17 protein-coding genes are annotated in these 17,776 nt (G+C 67.8%); 6 read left to right on the plus strand and 11 right to left on the minus strand.

What is annotated here, in order from left to right; genetic code table 11:
- Positions 1 to 34: 34 nt before the first annotated feature.
- Entirely contained in the window at positions 35 to 517 is a 483-nt protein-coding gene (locus ACFO0A_RS01600; protein WP_379537230.1) for a UPF0262 family protein, read from the minus strand.
- A gap of 134 nt (positions 518 to 651) precedes the next feature.
- Here ACFO0A_RS01600 and ACFO0A_RS01605 point away from each other — a divergent pair, with 134 nt between their 5' ends.
- The gene (locus tag ACFO0A_RS01605) at positions 652 to 2,172 is read left to right on the plus strand and encodes a replicative DNA helicase (protein ID WP_379537231.1); all 1,521 of its coding nucleotides are present in this window, start codon (positions 652 to 654) and stop codon (positions 2,170 to 2,172) included.
- A gap of 3 nt (positions 2,173 to 2,175) precedes the next feature.
- Here ACFO0A_RS01605 and ACFO0A_RS01610 read toward each other — a convergent pair whose 3' ends face one another.
- Complete coding sequence (locus tag ACFO0A_RS01610; RefSeq protein ID WP_379537232.1) at positions 2,176 to 3,342, minus strand: phospholipase D-like domain-containing protein; 1,167 nt, start codon at positions 3,340 to 3,342, stop codon at positions 2,176 to 2,178.
- A gap of 138 nt (positions 3,343 to 3,480) precedes the next feature.
- Here ACFO0A_RS01610 and rpoZ point away from each other — a divergent pair, with 138 nt between their 5' ends.
- Both rpoZ and ACFO0A_RS01620 read left to right on the plus strand, forming a co-directional pair.
- Positions 3,481 to 3,825 (plus strand): DNA-directed RNA polymerase subunit omega, encoded by a 345-nt coding sequence (rpoZ, locus tag ACFO0A_RS01615; protein WP_379537233.1) that lies wholly within the window; start codon positions 3,481 to 3,483, stop codon positions 3,823 to 3,825.
- Positions 3,826 to 4,006: 181 nt separating this feature from the next.
- Complete coding sequence (locus ACFO0A_RS01620) at positions 4,007 to 5,068, plus strand: DUF3667 domain-containing protein (RefSeq protein WP_379537234.1); 1,062 nt, start codon at positions 4,007 to 4,009, stop codon at positions 5,066 to 5,068.
- A 13-nt stretch (positions 5,069 to 5,081) separates the two neighbouring features.
- On the opposite strand, the gene ACFO0A_RS01625 is transcribed toward ACFO0A_RS01620, so the two are convergent.
- From ACFO0A_RS01625 to ACFO0A_RS01655, 7 genes are all read right to left on the minus strand, one after another.
- The gene (locus ACFO0A_RS01625) at positions 5,082 to 6,077 is read right to left on the minus strand and encodes a quinone oxidoreductase family protein (protein WP_379537235.1); all 996 of its coding nucleotides are present in this window, start codon (positions 6,075 to 6,077) and stop codon (positions 5,082 to 5,084) included.
- Positions 6,078 to 6,079: 2 nt separating this feature from the next.
- Positions 6,080 to 8,026 (minus strand): ATP-dependent zinc metalloprotease FtsH, encoded by a 1,947-nt coding sequence (gene ftsH / locus ACFO0A_RS01630; protein ID WP_379537236.1) that lies wholly within the window; start codon positions 8,024 to 8,026, stop codon positions 6,080 to 6,082.
- Positions 8,027 to 8,102: 76 nt separating this feature from the next.
- On the minus strand, positions 8,103 to 9,005 hold the full coding sequence (gene tilS / locus ACFO0A_RS01635) for a tRNA lysidine(34) synthetase TilS (protein WP_379537237.1): 903 nt from the start codon (positions 9,003 to 9,005) through the stop codon (positions 8,103 to 8,105).
- A gap of 70 nt (positions 9,006 to 9,075) precedes the next feature.
- A complete protein-coding gene (locus tag ACFO0A_RS01640) occupies positions 9,076 to 9,972 on the minus strand; it encodes a tetratricopeptide repeat protein (RefSeq protein WP_379537238.1) in 897 nt (298 codons plus the stop codon).
- 139 nt (positions 9,973 to 10,111) lie between these two features.
- Entirely contained in the window at positions 10,112 to 10,873 is a 762-nt protein-coding gene (locus ACFO0A_RS01645; protein ID WP_379537239.1) for a helix-turn-helix domain-containing protein, read from the minus strand.
- A 127-nt stretch (positions 10,874 to 11,000) separates the two neighbouring features.
- On the minus strand, positions 11,001 to 13,283 hold the full coding sequence (gene ptsP / locus ACFO0A_RS01650) for a phosphoenolpyruvate--protein phosphotransferase (RefSeq protein WP_379537240.1): 2,283 nt from the start codon (positions 13,281 to 13,283) through the stop codon (positions 11,001 to 11,003).
- A 94-nt stretch (positions 13,284 to 13,377) separates the two neighbouring features.
- Positions 13,378 to 13,518 (minus strand): YdcH family protein, encoded by a 141-nt coding sequence (locus tag ACFO0A_RS01655; protein ID WP_379537241.1) that lies wholly within the window; start codon positions 13,516 to 13,518, stop codon positions 13,378 to 13,380.
- A gap of 253 nt (positions 13,519 to 13,771) precedes the next feature.
- On the opposite strand from ACFO0A_RS01655, the gene ACFO0A_RS01660 reads away from it, so the two are divergent.
- A complete protein-coding gene (locus ACFO0A_RS01660; RefSeq protein WP_379537242.1) occupies positions 13,772 to 13,969 on the plus strand; it encodes a YdcH family protein in 198 nt (65 codons plus the stop codon).
- 15 nt (positions 13,970 to 13,984) lie between these two features.
- Here ACFO0A_RS01660 and ACFO0A_RS01665 read toward each other — a convergent pair whose 3' ends face one another.
- Both ACFO0A_RS01665 and ACFO0A_RS01670 read right to left on the minus strand, forming a co-directional pair.
- The gene (locus ACFO0A_RS01665; RefSeq protein WP_379537243.1) at positions 13,985 to 14,452 is read right to left on the minus strand and encodes a DUF1465 family protein; all 468 of its coding nucleotides are present in this window, start codon (positions 14,450 to 14,452) and stop codon (positions 13,985 to 13,987) included.
- A 132-nt stretch (positions 14,453 to 14,584) separates the two neighbouring features.
- A complete protein-coding gene (locus ACFO0A_RS01670; RefSeq protein WP_379537244.1) occupies positions 14,585 to 16,063 on the minus strand; it encodes a glycerol kinase in 1,479 nt (492 codons plus the stop codon).
- A gap of 100 nt (positions 16,064 to 16,163) precedes the next feature.
- Here ACFO0A_RS01670 and ACFO0A_RS01675 point away from each other — a divergent pair, with 100 nt between their 5' ends.
- Together ACFO0A_RS01675 and ACFO0A_RS01680 are read left to right on the plus strand one after the other, a co-directional pair.
- The gene (locus tag ACFO0A_RS01675) at positions 16,164 to 17,069 is read left to right on the plus strand and encodes an MBL fold metallo-hydrolase (protein ID WP_379537245.1); all 906 of its coding nucleotides are present in this window, start codon (positions 16,164 to 16,166) and stop codon (positions 17,067 to 17,069) included.
- Positions 17,051 to 17,758: a DUF4230 domain-containing protein gene (locus ACFO0A_RS01680; protein ID WP_379537246.1), complete on the plus strand. Its 708-nt coding sequence runs from the start codon at positions 17,051 to 17,053 to the stop codon at positions 17,756 to 17,758. The genes ACFO0A_RS01675 and ACFO0A_RS01680 overlap by 19 nt, the downstream gene beginning before the upstream one ends.
- The last annotated feature ends 18 nt before the right edge of the window (positions 17,759 to 17,776 follow it).

Below are 17,776 nucleotides of genomic sequence, written 5' to 3' on the forward strand. Positions count from 1 at the left end.
TTCCTTAAGCGCCCCGATTCGAATTCGTCGTCCGTCAGCCCCTGATATGCAGCACGCAGATCAGCGTGAACAGACGCCGCGCGGTAGGAAAATCGGTTTCCACTTTTCCCGCGAGACGCTCGAGCAGCATTTCGGCGGCGTCGTTGTGAATCCCCCGCCGCGCCATGTCGATCGTCTCGATCTCGGCCGCGGTGGCGCGCCGGATCGCCTGATAATAGCTGTCGCAGATCGCGAAATAGTCGCGGATCGGACGGCGAAAGCGGCCCAGCCCCAGGATGATCGTTTCCAGCGGCTCGCCTGCCTCGTCCGCTATGGCGAGGACGAGGCGGCCGTCCTCGACCGACAGGCGCAACCGATAAGGCCCTTCGTGACCCGCCTCGGCCGAACGGATCGGACGAAAGCTGTTCTCCTCGATCAGGTCGAAGATCGCGATCCGCCGCTCCTGCTCGATATCGGCGTTGCGCCAGATGATCGTCGCATCGTCGAGCGAGATGTGGGAGATGCGCGGATCGGGCATGGGGCGTGCTGTTTCGCAGACGCGCCATGACCGGGCAAGTGTTTGCGTTTTTGCACAGGGCTGTGCCCGGACCCGTCGGCCGGTGATCGTCACGACGCTTGCGCTCGGCGCGCCCGCCGCGCATCCCGCGCGACATGGCTACCGACGCGCTGACCTTTTCCGCTCCCCTTCATGCAGACGAACCTTCGGCCCGCGCGCTGCCCGCGAACGTCGAGGCCGAGGCCGCGTTCCTGGGCGCCGTCCTGATCGACAACCGGGTGATCGAGGAACTGGCGACGCGGCTGTTGCCTGTCCATTTCCTCGAGCCCGTCCACGCCCGCATCTACGAGCGCATCCTGCAACTGCTCGACCGCAAGGCCGTGGTAACCCCGGTCACGCTCAAACCCTATTTCGAGGCTGATGAGGCGTTGCGCGAACTGGGCGGGGTCACCTATCTGGCCCGCCTGACCGCCGATGGTCAGGGCCTGCTCAACCCGCGCGAGCTGGCCGAGCAAATCTACGACCTGGCCCTGCTGCGCGAGCTGATCGCGGTGGGCCGCGGGCTCGTCGCGGGCGCGATGGACACGTCCGAAAGCGTCGAACCGCTGGCCCAGATCGAGGCCGCCGAAGCCGCGCTCTACAGCGTGGCCGAAGGCGCCGCCTCGGCCAGCGAGGCGCAGAGCTTCGCGGTGTCCACCCGCACCGCGCTGGGGATGATCGAGCAGGCCCTGCTTTCGGGCGGACATGTTTCGGGCACCACCACCGGCCTCACCTCGGTCAACGAGAAGATCGGCGGGCTGCACGATTCCGACCTGCTGATTCTCGCCGGGCGCCCGGGCATGGGCAAGACCTCGCTCGCCACGAACATCGCCTTCAACGCCGCCGACCGCCTCCGCCGCGATCTTGCCGACGGCATCACGTCCAAGGATTCGGTCGGCGCCGCAGTCGCCTTCTTCAGCCTGGAAATGAGCGCGGACCAGCTTGCCACCCGCATCCTCGCCGAACAGTCGGGCATCAGTTCGGAAATGCTGCGGATGGGCAAGATCAGCCGCGACGATTTCCAGCAGCTCTCCTACGCCAGCCAGCGCCTGGCCGAGCTACCGCTTTACATCGACGATACCCCGGCGCTCTCGATCGCCGCGCTGCGCGCCCGCGCCCGCCGGCTCAAGCGGCGGTTCGACATCGGCCTGATCGTGGTCGACTACCTCCAGCTCCTCCAGGGCTCGGGCCGCGCGACGGACAACCGCGTGAACGAGATTTCCGAGATCAGCCGGGGACTCAAGACGCTGGCCAAGGAGCTCGGGGTGCCGGTGCTGGCGCTGTCGCAGCTCAGCCGCGCCGTCGAGCAGCGCGAGGACAAGCGCCCGCAGCTGTCGGACCTGCGCGAATCGGGATCGATCGAGCAGGACGCCGATATCGTCCTGTTCGTCTATCGCGAGGACTACTACGTCGCCGCCAAGGAGCCCAAGCGCCCGACCGAGACCGACGACGCCAAGACTCACGAGGTTCACGCCGCCTGGGCGGCGGAGATGGAACGGGTCTATGGCATCGCCGAACTGATCGTGGCCAAGCAGCGCCACGGCGCCACCGGCAAGGTCCGCCTGCGCTTCGAGCCCCGCATCACCCGCTTCTCGGACCTCGCTGACGATGCCCTGGCCGGGCACAGTTACGACTGATCGCTAGAGCCCCAGGTTCAGCCGGCGGCTGACCGTGTAGTCGACCACGGTGACCAGAAACCAGCTCAGGAACCAGCGCAGGCGGGTGAGCGGCGTCGCCCGCGCCTGGTGCAGCGCACGGGTGACTGGCAGCGAGGCAGGCAGGTGCTGGCCGACGAACTCGCGCATCGCGTCGGCAAGGGCCGGATCCTCGATCCGCAGCATGAGCTCGACGTTGATATAGAGGCTGCGCATGTCGAAATTGGCCGAGCCGAAATAGACCGTATCGTCGAGCACGATGAGCTTGGTGTGCAGCTTGCACGGGCTGAACTCCCAGATTTTCGCCCTGCGCTTGAGGAGCGGTCCATAGAGCAGTCGCGAGGCGCCGATTGTGGCGGCGTTGTCGGACTTGGCCGCGAGGAGCAGGCGGGTGCGGCCCTTGCGGGCAATCTTGCCGATCCGCCCAAGCAGCCGCGCGGCGGGCGAGAAATAAGCCATGACCATGTCGAGACGATGCCCGCGCCTGAGGTCTTCGCTAACCCTGCGGGCCCACGGGCTGAGGCCGCGGGTCGGCCCGCCGACGAGAAGCTGGACCGGGCCGGTGCCGGGATCCCATTCGCGCACCAGCCGGCGAATCGCCCGCCACTGTGCGTGCGGGTCCGACGTCCATTTCTCGAGCCGGTCGAACCATACGCTCAGCCGGTCGACGACCGGTCCCTCGACGATCACGGCAAGATCGTTCCAGCCATTTTGCTCGGGCGGGGCGAAGTAGTCGTCCTCGACATTGAACCCGCCGATCATCGCCCGCGCGCCGTCGGCAATGACCATCTTCTGATGGTTGCGGACGAGGTAGCGCACCGACCAGCGCGGGCTGAAGCAACAGAACGAGCAGCCTGCATCGCGCAACGGGGCAAAGATCTTCTGGTCGGTCGCGCTGCTTCCGAACCCGTCGATGATCAGCCATACCTTCACCCCGCGCTGCGCCGCGGCTACCAGCGCGTCGCGCACCGCGAGACCGGATTCGTCGGCGGCGAAGATGTAGAAGCACACCTGCAGCGTGCGGGTCGCCCCCGCGATCAGCGCGTGCAGCGCCGTCAGCCGGTCGGCGCCGCCGCCGATGACCGTCAGCTCGTGGCCCAGGGCGTTCACCGTGAAGGGCGCAGGGTCGCGATAAGGGACGAGCACGGTCATCGCGCCCTGCCTAGCGCTGCGCGCCCGCGCTTCGCAAGGGACTGAGCGCCGCTGCATCCCGCGTAAAACCTTGACTTTCGCCGCCGCCCCGCCTAGCTGGCGGACTTCCCGAATTTTCCGAACAGACTGGAGTGCCCGATGGCGCGCGTCACCGTCGAAGATTGCGTCGACAAGATCCCCAACCGCTTCAACCTGGTGCTCCTCGCCGCGCAGCGCGCGCGGGAGATTTCCAACGGCGCGGAACTGACCATCGACCGCGACCGCGACAAGAACCCCGTGGTTGCCCTGCGCGAGATCGCCGACCAGACGATCAAGCCCAAGGACCTGCACGAAAGCGTGATCGTCTCGCTCCAGCGCGTCCAGGTCGAGGACGACGACGTGGCCGACGAAATCGGTTCGCTGTCGCAATCGGCCGAAGCGCTGCGCATCACGGCCGCCGCGCCCGTGCGCAACACCTCGCTGGGCGGCGACTACGAAGGCTGATCGCCGCGTCTGAGCGCAGGCCCGACACCGTCGGGCAGCTGCCTGGCGCTTTCCCGTCATTGATCGAATAGCCCGCGATTCCCGGGTCTTCGGGTCGCGCCCCCGATCCGGGATCGAAGGCGACACGCCCCTGCTTGCCGCAGCGCCTAGCGCCCCGCTATATCCCGCTGCCGGAGGGCAGATGAACGGGATTGTCGAAGCGGTGGCCGAACTGGGGCAAGGCTCGCTCGTCGCGCGCGCGGTCGAGCCGTCGGCCGGCGAAGGTCCCGGCCATACCCACGAAACCGCATGCCTCAATTGCGGCACCGCGTTGGTCGGCAGCCATTGCCACGCCTGCGGGCAGGCCGCGCACGTTCACCGCACACTTGGCGCCTTCTTCCACGACCTGCTCCATGGCGTGCTTCATTTCGAGGGCAAGGTCTGGCACACGCTTCCGCTGCTCGCGTGGCGGCCGGGCCGGCTGACCCGGGAATATATCGACGGGCGGAGGGCCCGTTACGTTTCGCCCATCGCGCTGTTCCTGTTCGTGGTGTTCCTGACCTTCGCGCTGTTCCACGCCATCGGAGGCGAGCTGGACTTCAACAAGCCGATCATCACGCGGGAGAGCCCCGGAGTGGCCAAGGCGGCACAGGACAATGCCCGTCAGCTCGACATGCTGGCGAAGGAACGCGCCGCGGCCGAAGCGGCGGGCAGGCCGACCGTGGCCATCGACCGCAAAATCGATGGCGTGCGGAACGACCAGGCGATGATGGACACCATCGTTCGCGGCGACCTGCCGGTGGCGCAGGCAACCGGGTCGCCATCGGCTGCCCGGCTTGCCGCCACGCTTCAGTCGACTTGGGCAAAGGTCAGGGCCAATCCGGCGCTGATGGTCTACAAGCTGCAGACCAGCGCCTACAAATACAGTTGGCTGCTGATCCCGATCAGCGTGCCGTTCCTGTGGCTGCTGTTTCCGTTCAGCCGCCGCTTCAGGCTTTACGACCACACCGTGTTCGTCACCTATTCGCTCAGCTTCATGCTGATCCTGATCGCGCTGGCGAGCCTGGGCGCATACTGGAGCATCGGCGCGCTGGTGCTGCTGCCGATCCTCTACGCCCCGTTCCACATGTATCGCCAGCTGCGCGGCGCCTATTCGCTCGGCCGCGCGGGCGCGGTCTGGCGCACCGCGGCGCTGCTGATTTTTGCCGGCCTTGCCCTGACGATGTTCGCGCTTGTCCTGGTGACGCTGGCGACGAGCGGCTGAGCGACGCCGGCGATCAGGGGATAAGGACGAACGGCCCGGCCCTGCGCGCCTCGAGATCGCGATGCGCGCCCGCGGCGTCGGCCAGCGGATAGGTTCCGCCCATCTCCACCTTGAGCTCTCCGTCCGCAATCGCCGCGAATAGGGCCGCCGCGACGCTTCGCAGCTGCGCGGGGGTCGAAACGTAGGCCCACAGGAACGGGCGGGTGACCGAAGCCGATTTCGCGCCCAGCCGGGACAGTTCGAACGGCGGAACCGGTCCCGAGGCCTGGCCGTAGAGCACGATATGGCCGCGCACGCCCAGCGCGCCGAGCGAGCCTTCGAAAGTGTCCGCACCGACCGCGTCGAACACCACCTCGACCCCGCGGCCCGCGGTCAACTGGGCGACGCGAGCGGCCACGTCTTCCTCACGATAGAGCACGATCTCGTCGCAGCCCGCCGTGCGGGCGCTTTCGACCTTGGAGGATGAACCGACCGTGCCGATCACACGGCACCCGCGCGCCTTGGCCAGTTGGGTCAGCAGCCGACCCACCCCGCCCGCCGCGGCGTGGACGAGGATGGTCATGCCTGCGCTCAGGGGATGAACCGAATCGGCGAGGGCAACCGCCGTCATGCCCTTGAGAAAGGCGGCGGCGGCGGTCACGTCGTCGACCCCATCGGGCACCGGGACCGCCTGCGCCGCGGGTATGTTGCGCGCAGCGGAATAGCCGCCATACTTGTTGTCCGTATAAGCGATGCGGTCACCGATAGCGAAGTCGGTCACCCCCTCGCCCAGTTGCTCGACCACGCCCGCGCCTTCGAGCCCCGGCACTCCGGGCAGGCTCAGCGTCTGGTATGAACCCGAGCGCACATAGACGTCGTGGTAGTTCACCCCGATCGCGGTCTGGCGGATGCGCAATTCGCCCGGGCCCGGCGGTGCGAGCGCGACCGTATCCATTTGCAGGACATCGGGCCTGCCATGCGCCGCGATGACGATTGCCCGGGTGCTTTCCCCCGCCGGCGCCCCGGTCACGGTCACGCGCCCTGGGGCTGCGCGCCGGTTGTGCCCCCAAGGCGCTTGCCCGCGCGCGGAATCGACGAGCCCTGCGTCGGCACCGGACGGGTCGGCCCGCTCGGTGCGTCGGGGCGCGACACGGTCCCGCCCTCGATCAGCGCCTTGATCTCGTCTCCGGTCAGCGTCTCGTATTCGAGCAGCGCCTGGGCAAGCAGGTGAAGCTTGGCTTCCTGGGTCTTGAGGATGTCGGTCGCTCGGGCATGGGCACCGTCGACGAGGCTGCGGATTTCCTTGTCGATCAGCTTTGATGTCTCGTCCGACATCATCACCCGCTGATTGGCGCCATAGCCGAGGTAACCCTCGCCCTGCTCCTCGTACTGGAGCGGGCCGAGCGCTTCGCTCATGCCCCACTTGGTGACCATGTTGCGCGCCAGGCTGGTGGCGTATTGAATGTCCGACGACGCACCAGAGGAAACCTTGTCGTGGCCGAAGATGATCTCCTCGGCGACGCGGCCGCCCATGCTGACCGACAGGTTCGCGTGCATCTTGTCGCGGTGGTACGAGTAGCTGTCACGCTCGGGCAGGCGCATGACCATGCCCAGCGCGCGGCCGCGCGGGATGATCGTAGCCTTGTGGATCGGATCAGAAGCCGGCTCGTGGACCGAGACGATGGCATGCCCCGCCTCGTGGTAGGCGGTCATCTTCTTCTCGTCCTCGGTCATGACCATCGAGCGGCGCTCGGCGCCCATCATGACCTTGTCCTTGGCGTCCTCGAATTCCTGCATCGCGACGAGGCGCTTGTTGCGGCGCGCGGCCAGCAGCGCGGCCTCGTTGACGAGGTTTGCAAGGTCCGCGCCCGAGAAGCCGGGAGTGCCGCGCGCGATCGTGCGCGGATTGACGTCGGGCGCCAGCGGGACCTTCTTCATGTGGACGGCGAGGATCTTCTCGCGGCCCTCGATGTCGGGAATCGGCACCACGACCTGGCGGTCGAACCGGCCCGGGCGCAGCAGCGCAGGGTCGAGCACGTCCGGCCGGTTAGTCGCGGCGATGATGATGATGCCCTCGTTGGCCTCGAACCCGTCCATCTCGACGAGAAGCTGGTTGAGCGTCTGCTCGCGCTCGTCGTTCGAGTTGCCGAGGCCGTGCCCGCGATGGCGACCGACGGCGTCGATCTCGTCGATGAAGACGATGCACGGCGCGTTCTTCTTGGCCTGCTCGAACATGTCGCGCACGCGGCTGGCGCCCACGCCGACGAACATCTCGACGAAGTCGGAACCCGAGATGGTGAAGAACGGGACGCCCGCCTCGCCCGCGATGGCGCGGGCGAGCAGGGTCTTGCCGGTGCCGGGTGAGCCGACCAGCAGCGCACCCTTGGGGATCTGGCCGCCGAGCTTCGAGAAGCGGCCCGGATCGCGAAGGAATTCGACGATCTCTTCCAGTTCCTCGCGCGCCTCGTCGATACCGGCCACGTCCGAGAACGTGACCCGGCCCTGGCGCTCGGTCAGCATCTTGGCCTTCGACTTGCCGAAGCCCATCGCCCCGCCTGCCCCGCCACCCTTCTGCACCTGGCGCAAGGCGAAGAACGCGACGCCCAGGATCAGCAGGAACGGCAGCGACTGGACCAAGAGGTACAGCAGCAGGTTGGGCTCGTCCGCCGCGCGGCCGGCGTACTTCACACCGTTCTGGTCGAGTAGCCGGGGCAGTTCGGTGTCGCCCGCGATCGGCACGGTCGAGAATGTCTGGTTGTTCTTGAGCACCCCGGTGATCTTGTCCGGCGCGATCTGCACTTCGCGGACCGAGCCTTCGGCGACCTTGGTGCGGAAATCGGAATAGCGGATCGACGCGCCGCCGGCTTCGCTGCGCGGGCCGAACATCGAAACGACGACAAGCAGGGCAAGGAAAATGCCGCCCCATACCATCAGGCTCTTGATCCAGGGATTGGGGCCGTTGGGCTGGTCGTCGTTCATCGTCGCTCACTCGGAAGGGAAACTGCCGCCCAATGTAGGGTCGAAGCGGTGAATGGCAATATAACGGACCGCGGATTCACGTGCGCCGGGGCGGCGCGGCGACGAAGCGCCAGACGCCGTCGCCCGATTGGGCGCGAACCCCGGCAAGCGTGGCGATCTCTCCCCGGTCGAGCGAATCGACCAGCCGGGCGATCTCGCTGCCGCGGGGGAGACCTTCGCTGGCCATCGCCGCGATGATCCGCTCGACCACGCGCAGGCGCACCGCGCGCGGCGCCGCCGGGCTGTAGAGCGCCCCGTCGCCGTCAAGGATCACGCACTCGTCCCACTCGCGCGCGGCGGCCCAGGCGAGCGCATCCTCGGCATCGGCGAGATGCGCCGCGCTGGCCGCCAGCATCTCCGGATCGAGCCACGGCGCCGACGCAAGGGCGGCGCGCAGGGCGGGCCGGGCATAGCGCGGATCGGTGTTGGAAGGATCCTGCGCGGCCTGCAGCCCCTCGGCCGCGACGACATCCGCCAGCGCCTGCCGCCGCCAGTCCAGCAGCGGGCGCAAGAGGACGACATCGGGCGCGCCGGGAAGCTGGCTTGCCTCGCGCATGGACGCCAACCCGCGCAGGCCCGCGCCCCGCATCAACCGCATAAGCAGCGTCTCGGCCTGGTCGTCGGAGTGATGGGCGGTGACGACCGCCTTCAGGTCATGCCGGCGCGCCCAGTCGGCCAAGGCAGCGTAACGCGCCTGGCGTGCCATCGCCTGGGTGTTGCCCGCCGGAACCGTGATCGAGAGCGTTTCGTGCGCGATCCCGCGTTGGGTACAGACCTGCGCCACCTGCGCGGCTTCGGCGGCGCTTTCGGGGCGCAAGCGATGATCGACGGTCGCGACCGCGAACCGGCCCGGGATCGCGCGATGCGCAAGCAGCAGGAGAGCAAGACTGTCCGGCCCGCCCGAAACGGCAAGGCCGACGGGGCGATCAGTCGGCCACAACCCGTGGAGCCGGGCGCTGAACCGCTCCGCGGCGGCCTCTAGATCAATGTGAAGGGGGGGCTGCGCCTTATCAATTGCACTTCACCGAGCTTTTGACCGATGCATACTGCGTGGCGAGGCGGCCGGTGGCTTCCTGCGGATAGGCATCGGCGAATTCCTGCAGCGCGACGCAAGCCCGCTTGGTTTCCTTCAGCTTCGCCATCGCCACCGCGAGATAAAGCAGGCTGTCGGCGGCACGATCGCCCTTCTTGTCGGCCTGGTAGTTCTGGAGAAAGACCTGCGCCGCGGTGCCGGGCTTGCCATCGTCCAGCCATGCACGGCCGAGCAGGTTGCGGACATAGCTGATCCGCTTGTGCTGCGGATACTTGTCGGCGGTCATCTTGAGCTGCTGCTGCGCTTCGGGATAAAATTTCGCGTCCCACAGACGGTAGCCGTAGAGGTAGGCATCCTCGCCCTTGTCGGCGCTTACCGGGCGTTCGATCGCCCGCACCGCGGCAAGCCGCTCGGGCGCGGGACCCGCATCGGTCGGAGCCGGCTTTGTGCTGGTCATGGCGTTGGTGTTGGCGGAGACAGCGGTGGGTTCGGGCGCCGACACGGCAGGCGCTGGGGCCGCGTTCGCGCTTTCCAGCGCGGCGACGCGGGCCTCGAGCTTGCCAGCGCGGTTGGTGTTTTCCTCGCTCGTCGCGGTCATCCGGGCAAGTGCCGCCTCGACCGCGTCGAGCCGGGCCAGGATGTCCGTCACAGGTCCGGTCGAGGGCGGCGGCAGATCGTCGGAAGGGGCGCTGCCGGGCGTGATCTCGGGAGTGAAGTACTTGCCCGCGCCGTCGGGAAAGACCTTGTGCTGCAGCGCCTTGACCTCGGCCTCGAGCTTCTTGATCCGCAGGTCGCTGTTGTCCTGCGCCGCGGCAGGCAGAGCCGCGAAGCCCAGCACGATAGCCAGGACCAAACCGATACGTCGCAGAATCATCCCTTATTCCCCGTCATCGTTCCACCGGTGGCGCACGATCCCGCGCACGCCCCGGCTATTTTCTGCCAGCGGTTTTAACCATACCTGAAGCGCCCGTCACGCCCGCTATCCCCCGCAAGATCGCAGGAGCCCGCGTGGATTACTGCTGCGGCAGCGCCGGGTCGGCCTGCCCGGCGGGTGCCGCCGATGCCACCGGCGCAGGCGCCGCCGAGGGCGCCGTACTCGGTACCTGCTGTCCGACAGGCGCCGCGGCGGCTGGTGCCGCGCGCTGGCGCGCCGTGCCCGCCGGTGTCGTCGCGGCGCGCGCCGGTGCGGTTGTCCCCACCATCGCCGCCGGAGCCGGCGGAACCGCGGATTCGGCGGTAACCGGAGCCTCGGGAGTGGGTGCGAGATCGGGCTGCATCACTGCCGTATCGCCGCCCGCCATGGCGGGGGCCGCGCTCACCGGCGGGAGATCGACCGCCGGGGCAAGTGCGCTGCGCCAGAAGATCGCGCCCGCGATGATGAGGGCAATGACCACGAAGCCTGCCACCCATGCCATCCGCGAGGAAGGAATGCGGGCCGGATCCTCGATCTCGGAATGATGGGTCGGGCGGCTGATCGTCGGCGTATCGCGATCGATCAGTTCCTGCCGCACCTGCCCGGCGATGGCGAGCTCATCCAGGCCCACCGCGCGCGCATAAGTGCGCGCGAAGCCGACCGCGTAGATCCGCGCCGGAAGCGCGGCAAAATCGCCCGCTTCCAAGGCTTCCAGATGCCGCTCGTTGATCTTGGTCAGCGCCGACAGCGCGGCGCGATCGATGCCCGCCTGCTCCCTGGCCCGACGAAGCTTTTCCCCTGCGCTGGCAAACGATGTGTCTTCTGCCGCGATATCCAAATGCAATGCGTCCGCTTCCGCCACGCGTCGTTCCCCGCCCCCGCAGTGTTATTGACGACCCCGTGTGCCGAACACGCGGTTCGTCGCGTAAAGTCAACGGCTTTGCGCCCGTTTGTACACTGGCGGGGGTCGAACCGTTGAGACGATGCGATCAGTCGACTTCGATCCCGCGCGCGTTAGCGTAATCGAGCAGCGCGGCTCGCATGTCGGGCGGCGGGCAGGCCAGCCATTCGCGCATGACATCTCGGATTTCGCCCACGTCGATGCTGCGGATCAGGGCCTTGACCGGGCCGACCGCGGCGGGGGTGATCGACAGCCTCGACATCCCGAGACCGATCAGCGCCAGCGCCTCGAGCCGCCGTCCGCCCATCTCCCCGCAAATCGTCACGTCCACCTGGCGGCCTTCCCGGTAGGTATCGACATCGCGGATGACGCGCTTGAGGAACCGCAGGATGGCGGGGCTGAGCCAGTCGTAGCGTTCGGCCAGCTTCGGATGGGCGCGGTCCGCGGCGAACAGGAACTGGGTCAAATCGTTGGTCCCGATCGACAGGAACGAGAGCTTGGGGACCAGCTGGTCGAGCACTTCGGCCAGCGCCGGGACCTCGAGCATGGCGCCGTAGCGAATGGCCTCTGGCAGCACCTTCTTCTGACGGCGGAGGTAAGCGAGCTGGGCTTCGAAGACCTCCTTGGCGGCATCGAATTCCCAGACTTCCGAGACCATCGGAAACATCACGTTGAGCACGCGCCCCGCCGCCGCCTCGATCAGCGAGCGGGCCTGCGACTTGAGCAATCCCTCGCGCTCCAGCGCAACGCGCAACGCGCGCCAGCCCATCGCGGGGTTCTCCTCGCTCTCCCCGTCGTTGTGACGAAGGTAGGGTAGGACCTTGTCCCCGCCGATGTCGACGGTACGGAACACGACCGGCTTCGATCCGGCGGATTCCAGCACGTCGCGATAGAGCCGGGTCTGGCGTTCGCGCGCGGGAAGGGTGGCCGAAACCAGGAACTGGAACTCGGTCCGGAACAGGCCGATGCCGTCGGCGCCGGTCATCTTCAGCAGCGCCATGTCGTCGCGCAGACCCGCGTTCATCAGGAGGGTCAGGCGCTGGCCGTCGCGGCTCACCGGCTCGAGATCGCGCATCGCGGCATAAGCCGCCTGACGTTCGCGGGTCTTGGTGAAGCGCGCCTCGAACGCTTCGATCATCGCCGGGATCGGGCGCACGGTGACGTGACCCTGGTCGGCATCGAGAAGCAGCTGGTCGCCTTCGCGCACCAGGGCGCGCAGCGAACGGATGCGGCCCAGCACCGGCACGCCCATCGCCCGCGCGACGATCACCACATGGCTGGTCAGCGACCCTTCCTCGAGGATCACGCCCTTCAGCCGGCGCTTGTCGTATTCGAGCAGCTCGGCCGGCCCGAGGTTGCGGGCAATGAGGATGGTGTCGCTGCGCAGGCCCTGGCTCGCCGCGGTGCCGATCTGACCCGAAACGATGCGCAGGAGACGGTTGGCGAGGTCCTCCAGATCATGCATCCGGTCGGCAAGCAGCGGATCGTCGATCTGGCGCATGCGCATCCGGGTGCGCTGCTGGACCCGCTCGATCGCGGCCTCGGCCGTGAGCCCGGAATCGATCGCCTCGTTGATGCGCCGCGCCCAGCCTTCGTCGTAGGCGAACATGCGATAGGTCGAGAGCACCTCGTCATGCTCTCCCCCCACGCCAAATTCGGCCTGGCTCGCCATCCGGTCGATCTGCTCGCGCATCCGGTCGAAGGCGAGATAGACGCGCTGGCGCTCGGCCTCGGTATCCTCTGCCACGACGTGCTCGATCTGGATCCGCGGCTGGTGGAACACCGCCGCCCCGATGCCGAGGCCCTTCACCAGGGTCAGCCCCTGGAGAAGTTCGGGCCCGGTCAGCGCCGCGCTGGCGGCCAGCGCATCGTCCTCGTCGATCAATTCGGCGTTGGCGATGAGTTCGGACAGGACCATCGCCACCGTCTGCAGCGCCTCGATCTCGACTTCCTCGTAGCGGCGCGGATCGGCGTGCTGGACCGCCAGGACGCCCACCGCGCGCTGGCGGCGCACGATCGGCACGCCGGCGAAGCTGTGAAAGCGGTCTTCCCCCGTTTCCGGGCGATAGGCGAAGTCGGGATGGCTCGCCGCCTCGGCCAGGTTCAGCATCTCGGTGTTCTGGGCGATCGTTCCGACCAGACCCTCGCCGATGGCGAGGCGGGTGACGTGGACCGCGCTCTGGTCGAGGCCGCGGGTAGCGAACAGCTCGAGCATGCCCTCGCGCAGGAGGTAGATCGAGCACACCTCGCTATCGAGACTCTCGCCGATCACGTCGACGACACGATTGAGCTTGGCCTGCGCGTTGGCGCGCGAGGCCATGACCTCATGCAGCCGGGTCAGGATCGAACGGGCGGCGGTAGCGGCGGTCATGCCAGCGGGACTAGCGCAAGATGCGCCGCTTATCCACGGCCTTGCGCGATGGGCCGCCCGTTCGGAAATTGAGGGGCCGGAGCGGCCCCGGACATCAGTTCTGGGTCAGTTCGTCCTTGAGCCGAAGCTTGCGGCGCTTGAGGTCCTGCACGAGCGTTTCGTCGGGAAAGGGGCGGCTCATTTCGGCCTGGATTTGCCGTTCGAGCCCGGCATGTTTGGTTTGGAGGGCGCTCATGTGCGAGGATTCCATTCGTCTTTCTCCTACTGCGAAGCGGTTCTGCGACCGGATACAAGACCCCCGCGCAATCCGACTCGTCACCCGGCAAGGCGGAGCACGCGATTGTCATGCAAGCAGATTGAGCGTAGCTTGCAAGCGTTAACGGCGGTCCATTGCGCCGGGTGATTGCCATGCTGCGACCAGTCGCCACGGCCCCGCCCGCGTCGCGAAGAGGCCGCCCCGTCATGGCAGGGCAAGGCGAGGGTCTGATTTGAGCGAAGAGGAAATGCGCAAGCGACTGGAAACGCTCCGCATCGAACATCGCGACCTCGACGCTGCCATCGACGCGCTGTCCGGCGCCGGCGGTCGCGACCAGCTTCAGGTGGCCCGGCTCAAGAAGCGGAAACTGCGGCTGAAGGACCAGATGGCCCAGCTCGAAGACTATCTCATTCCCGACATCATCGCCTGAGGGCGGCGGGAACGGTCAGCGCAGAGAGGCGCCCAGCCGTTCGCGCAGGCGCTCGATCGCGTTGACCGGAACCAGCATCGCATCGCGCGCCCGCCACGCCCGTTCGAGCCGCACGATCCGGGCATAGAGCCGCTCACTCTCCGTCACCAGCCGCCCCATCGCGGGAGGAAGCGCGGCGATTTCCTCGGCAGAGCTAGCCGGCAGGTTGCCGATCAGCCGGCCGTGGCGGCGCAGCTGCATCTCGCTGATCTCGCCCTCGAAGAAGGCGCGATGATTGAGCAGCCAGGCAAGGCAATGCATCACCCGGGTCGTGGTGCGGAGTCCTTCGCACGACACTGCGACGCGCGCATCGTCGCCCAGTTCGGCCTCGAGCCCGGCGCGCCGCGTTTCGTCGAACCGGGCGCGCACCTCGTCCGCAAGGACGAGCGCGTCACAGTAGAGCGCTTCGACGATGCGCGGGTTGATGCTGGCCGGAGCTTTCATGGCAAAGGTGATTCTAGGTGCGGCAGGCGAATCCGACCACCTTCGTCAACCATTCTTGCACAAGCCATTTTGGGACTGTCCCGGGTTGGAACGGTTTTGCAGGCGACAATCTGCGAACGAGACTTGGCGGGATCAGACCTTGGCGAGCGCGTCACGCCAGCGGCCGAGACGGACGTCGCGCGTCGGCGCGTCCATCGCCGGCTCGAAGCGGTGAATCTTGCCGCGCATCGCGGCTGCGGCCTCCTCCAACGAGGCGAACCAGCCGCTGCCGAGGCCCGCGAGCATCGCGGCCCCCAGCGCAGTCGTCTCGACGAAGGCGGGCCGTTCCACCGGCAGGTCGAGAATGTCGGCAAGATCCTGCGCCATCCAGTCGTTCGCGCTCATCCCGCCGTCGATCCGCAGCATGGCCCAGGGCACGCCATCGGCGGCGAAAGCTTCCATGAGGTCGCGGGTCTGGCTGGACATTGCCTCGAGCGCGGCGCGGGCCAGATGAGCGCGGGTGGTAGAGAAACTGATCCCGGTAAGGGCTCCGCGCGCCTCGGGCCGCCAGTGAGGCGCGCCCAGCCCCGACAGCGCCGGGACCAGCACCACGCCCCCGCTGTCGGGCACCGAGGCAGCGAGGGCAGCGGTCTCGGCCGCGGTGGCGATCACGCCCAGGCTGTCGCGCAGCCATTGGATCAGGCTTCCGGCCACGAACACCGAACCTTCCAGCGCGTATGTGCGCCTTCCGTCAAGCTGGCTGAGCACGGTGCCGAGCAGGCGGTGGTGCGAGGCGGGCAGGTCGCCGCCCATGTTGGCGAGGACGAATGCGCCGGTGCCATAGGTGGCCTTGACCTGGCCGAAAGCGTTGCAGCCCTGTCCGATCGTTGCGGCCTGCTGGTCTCCGGCCAGCCCCAGGATCGGGATCGGCGCGCCGAACAGTTCGGGCAGTGTGGCGCCGAAATCGCCTGCGCAATCGACCACTTCGGGCAGTGCCCCACGTGGGACGCCGAACAGCTCGCACAGCCCCTCGTCGAACTGTGCGCCATCGAGCGCGAGCAGGCTGGTGCGGCTGGCGTTGCTGGCATCGGAAATATGCGCGCCGCCGGTCAGTCGAAAGACGAGCCACGATTCGACCGTCCCCAGCGCCAGCGTCCCCGCCTGCGCCGCAGCGGCGACCTCGCCTGAATTGTCGATCAGCCAGCACATCTTGGTGGCCGAGAAATAGGGATCGAGAAGCAGGCCGGTGCGGCGCTGGACCTCGGGCTCGTGCCCCGCGGCGCGCAATCCCTCGCAAGTGTCGGCGGTGCGACGGTCCTGCCAGACCAGCGCCCGGGCCAGTGGCTGGCCCTTCGCCCTGTCCCAGGCAACCACGGTCTCGCGCTGGTTGGTTATGCCGATCCCGGCAAAGCGATCGGCCCCGCCGCCCTGGCTCACGACTTCGCGCGCGCAGGCCAGCGCGGCCTGCCAGATTTCCTCGGGGTTGTGTTCCACCCGCCCGGGCTGCGGATAATGCTGGGTGATTTCGCGCTGAACCACCGCGCGCAACGCACCGTCGGGGGCAAAAGCCATCGCCCGGGTGGAGGTGGTGCCCGCATCGAGCACCAACATCAGGCGTTCCGCACCGTTCATCGTTCGCCGTTCCTCCCCAGGTGCCGAGCTAGCGCGGCCGGTCGAGCGCTGTCGAGAGCAATGCTCGACAGAAGTGCCGGCGATAGCCATATCGACCGGCATGGAAGCCCCGCCCGAACCCTGGCCCACCGGGATTGCCGAACGCGTCGAGCCGCTGGTGCGCCGCGTGCTCGCCCCAAATCCCTCGCCCTACACCTACACCGGGACCGAAACCTACATCGTCGGCAACGGCGCCGACGTGGCGGTGATCGATCCGGGTCCGGCGGGCACGGGTGTCGCGGGCCACGCCGATACGAATGGCGAGGGGCATGTCGCGGCGATCCTTGCTGCGGTAGGCGACGCCCGCATCGCGGCGATCGTGTGCACTCACACGCACCGGGACCACAGCCCCGCGGCGCTGCCCCTGAAGGCGGCGACCGGCGCCCCGGTGATCGGCTGCGCGCCGCTGGTTCTCGACGATGACGGCCCGCGTGCCGATGCCGCGTTCGACCCGACTTACGCGCCCGACCGGGTGCTGGCCGACGGCGAACGGATCAGCGGCGATGGGTGGACGCTGGAGGCGGTCGCGACCCCCGGGCACACCAGCAACCACCTTTGTTATGCCCTGGTTGAATCGGGCGCGCTATTCACCGGCGATCACATCATGGGCTGGTCGACCACCGTCGTATCGCCGCCCGACGGCGACATGAGCGCCTACATGGCAAGCCTGCAGAAGCTGCACGACCGCGACGACCGCGTGTTCTATCCCGCCCACGGCCCGGCGGTGGACAAGCCGCGCCAGCTGGTGCGCGGCATGCTCGGCCATCGCCGCCAGCGTGAGACGCAGATCCTGCGCCTTCTGGGCGAGCGCGCGCAGCCGATCGTGGAAATGGTGCCGCAGATGTACAAGGGCCTCGACCCGCGCCTGACCGGTGCCGCCGGCCGCTCGGTTCTCGCCCACCTCGTCGATCTGGAACGTCAGGGCCGGGTCGTCCGTTCGGGTGAGACATGGAAGATAACCGAATAACCTCGCACGACGAGCCGCCTGCCTATGCTGCGCGGACGCCGACGGTTTCGCCCACCAGCCAGATCGCCCGCGACCGATCGGTTGCCGGCGGCTCGGCGCTGCCCTGGCTCCTGTTCCTCGTCACGGTCGCCGCGCTCGCATGGTTAATGTTCAAGCCGGCAAAGCTGGGCGATCCGCTGGCGACCAGCCTGGTCGCGTTCGAGAAGCAGAACCGCCTGACGGTGTTCAGCGCGCAGTTGGTCCCGGTCGTCTCCAGCGACGACACGCGGCTGTTCGGCCTGGTCCATTCCAAGCAGGTGGCGGTGATCCCCGCGCGGGTCGATTACACGCTCGACCTGTCGGCGATGACACGCGACCGGTTGCGCTGGGACGAAGCGAGCAAGACGCTGGCGGTGCTGCTGCCCCCGCTCAAGGTCACGCGGCCCAACCTCGACGAAGCGCGTGCCCAGTACTTGCGCGAGGGTGTGTTCATCACTCGTGACGCGCAGGACAAGCTCAACCGCAATACCACCCTGCTGGCCGAACAACAGGCGACCACCCAGGCTGCCAATCCGGTGCTCATGAACCTCGCCCGCTCCGCCGCCAGGGACGCGATCCGCCAGAACCTGGCGATCCCGCTGCAGGTTGCGGGCTATGGCGACGTCAAGGTCAACGTCCGCTTCGACGGGGAACCCGCGCCGCCGCCCTGATCGCGCCCCGTTGACATT

The organism is Novosphingobium tardum (genome assembly GCF_042652045.1).
GTDB classification, from domain to species: domain Bacteria; phylum Pseudomonadota; class Alphaproteobacteria; order Sphingomonadales; family Sphingomonadaceae; genus Novosphingobium; species Novosphingobium tardum.

Excerpts from the sequence above, each read along its gene's own strand:
- ACFO0A_RS01600 (WP_379537230.1), bottom strand. The coding sequence starts at position 517 with ATGCCCGATCCGCGCATCTCCCACATCTCGCTCGACGATGCGACGATC.
- ACFO0A_RS01605 (WP_379537231.1), top strand. The coding sequence starts at position 652 with ATGGCTACCGACGCGCTGACCTTTTCCGCTCCCCTTCATGCAGACGAA.
- ACFO0A_RS01610 (WP_379537232.1), bottom strand. The coding sequence starts at position 3,342 with ATGACCGTGCTCGTCCCTTATCGCGACCCTGCGCCCTTCACGGTGAAC.
- rpoZ (WP_379537233.1), top strand. The coding sequence starts at position 3,481 with ATGGCGCGCGTCACCGTCGAAGATTGCGTCGACAAGATCCCCAACCGC.
- ACFO0A_RS01620 (WP_379537234.1), top strand. The coding sequence starts at position 4,007 with ATGAACGGGATTGTCGAAGCGGTGGCCGAACTGGGGCAAGGCTCGCTC.
- ftsH (WP_379537236.1), bottom strand. The coding sequence starts at position 8,026 with ATGAACGACGACCAGCCCAACGGCCCCAATCCCTGGATCAAGAGCCTG.
- ACFO0A_RS01640 (WP_379537238.1), bottom strand. The coding sequence starts at position 9,972 with ATGATTCTGCGACGTATCGGTTTGGTCCTGGCTATCGTGCTGGGCTTC.
- ptsP (WP_379537240.1), bottom strand. The coding sequence starts at position 13,283 with ATGACCGCCGCTACCGCCGCCCGTTCGATCCTGACCCGGCTGCATGAG.
- ACFO0A_RS01655 (WP_379537241.1), bottom strand. The coding sequence starts at position 13,518 with ATGAGCGCCCTCCAAACCAAACATGCCGGGCTCGAACGGCAAATCCAG.
- ACFO0A_RS01665 (WP_379537243.1), bottom strand. The coding sequence starts at position 14,452 with ATGAAAGCTCCGGCCAGCATCAACCCGCGCATCGTCGAAGCGCTCTAC.
- ACFO0A_RS01670 (WP_379537244.1), bottom strand. The coding sequence starts at position 16,063 with ATGAACGGTGCGGAACGCCTGATGTTGGTGCTCGATGCGGGCACCACC.
- ACFO0A_RS01675 (WP_379537245.1), top strand. The coding sequence starts at position 16,164 with ATGGAAGCCCCGCCCGAACCCTGGCCCACCGGGATTGCCGAACGCGTC.
- ACFO0A_RS01680 (WP_379537246.1), top strand. The coding sequence starts at position 17,051 with ATGGAAGATAACCGAATAACCTCGCACGACGAGCCGCCTGCCTATGCT.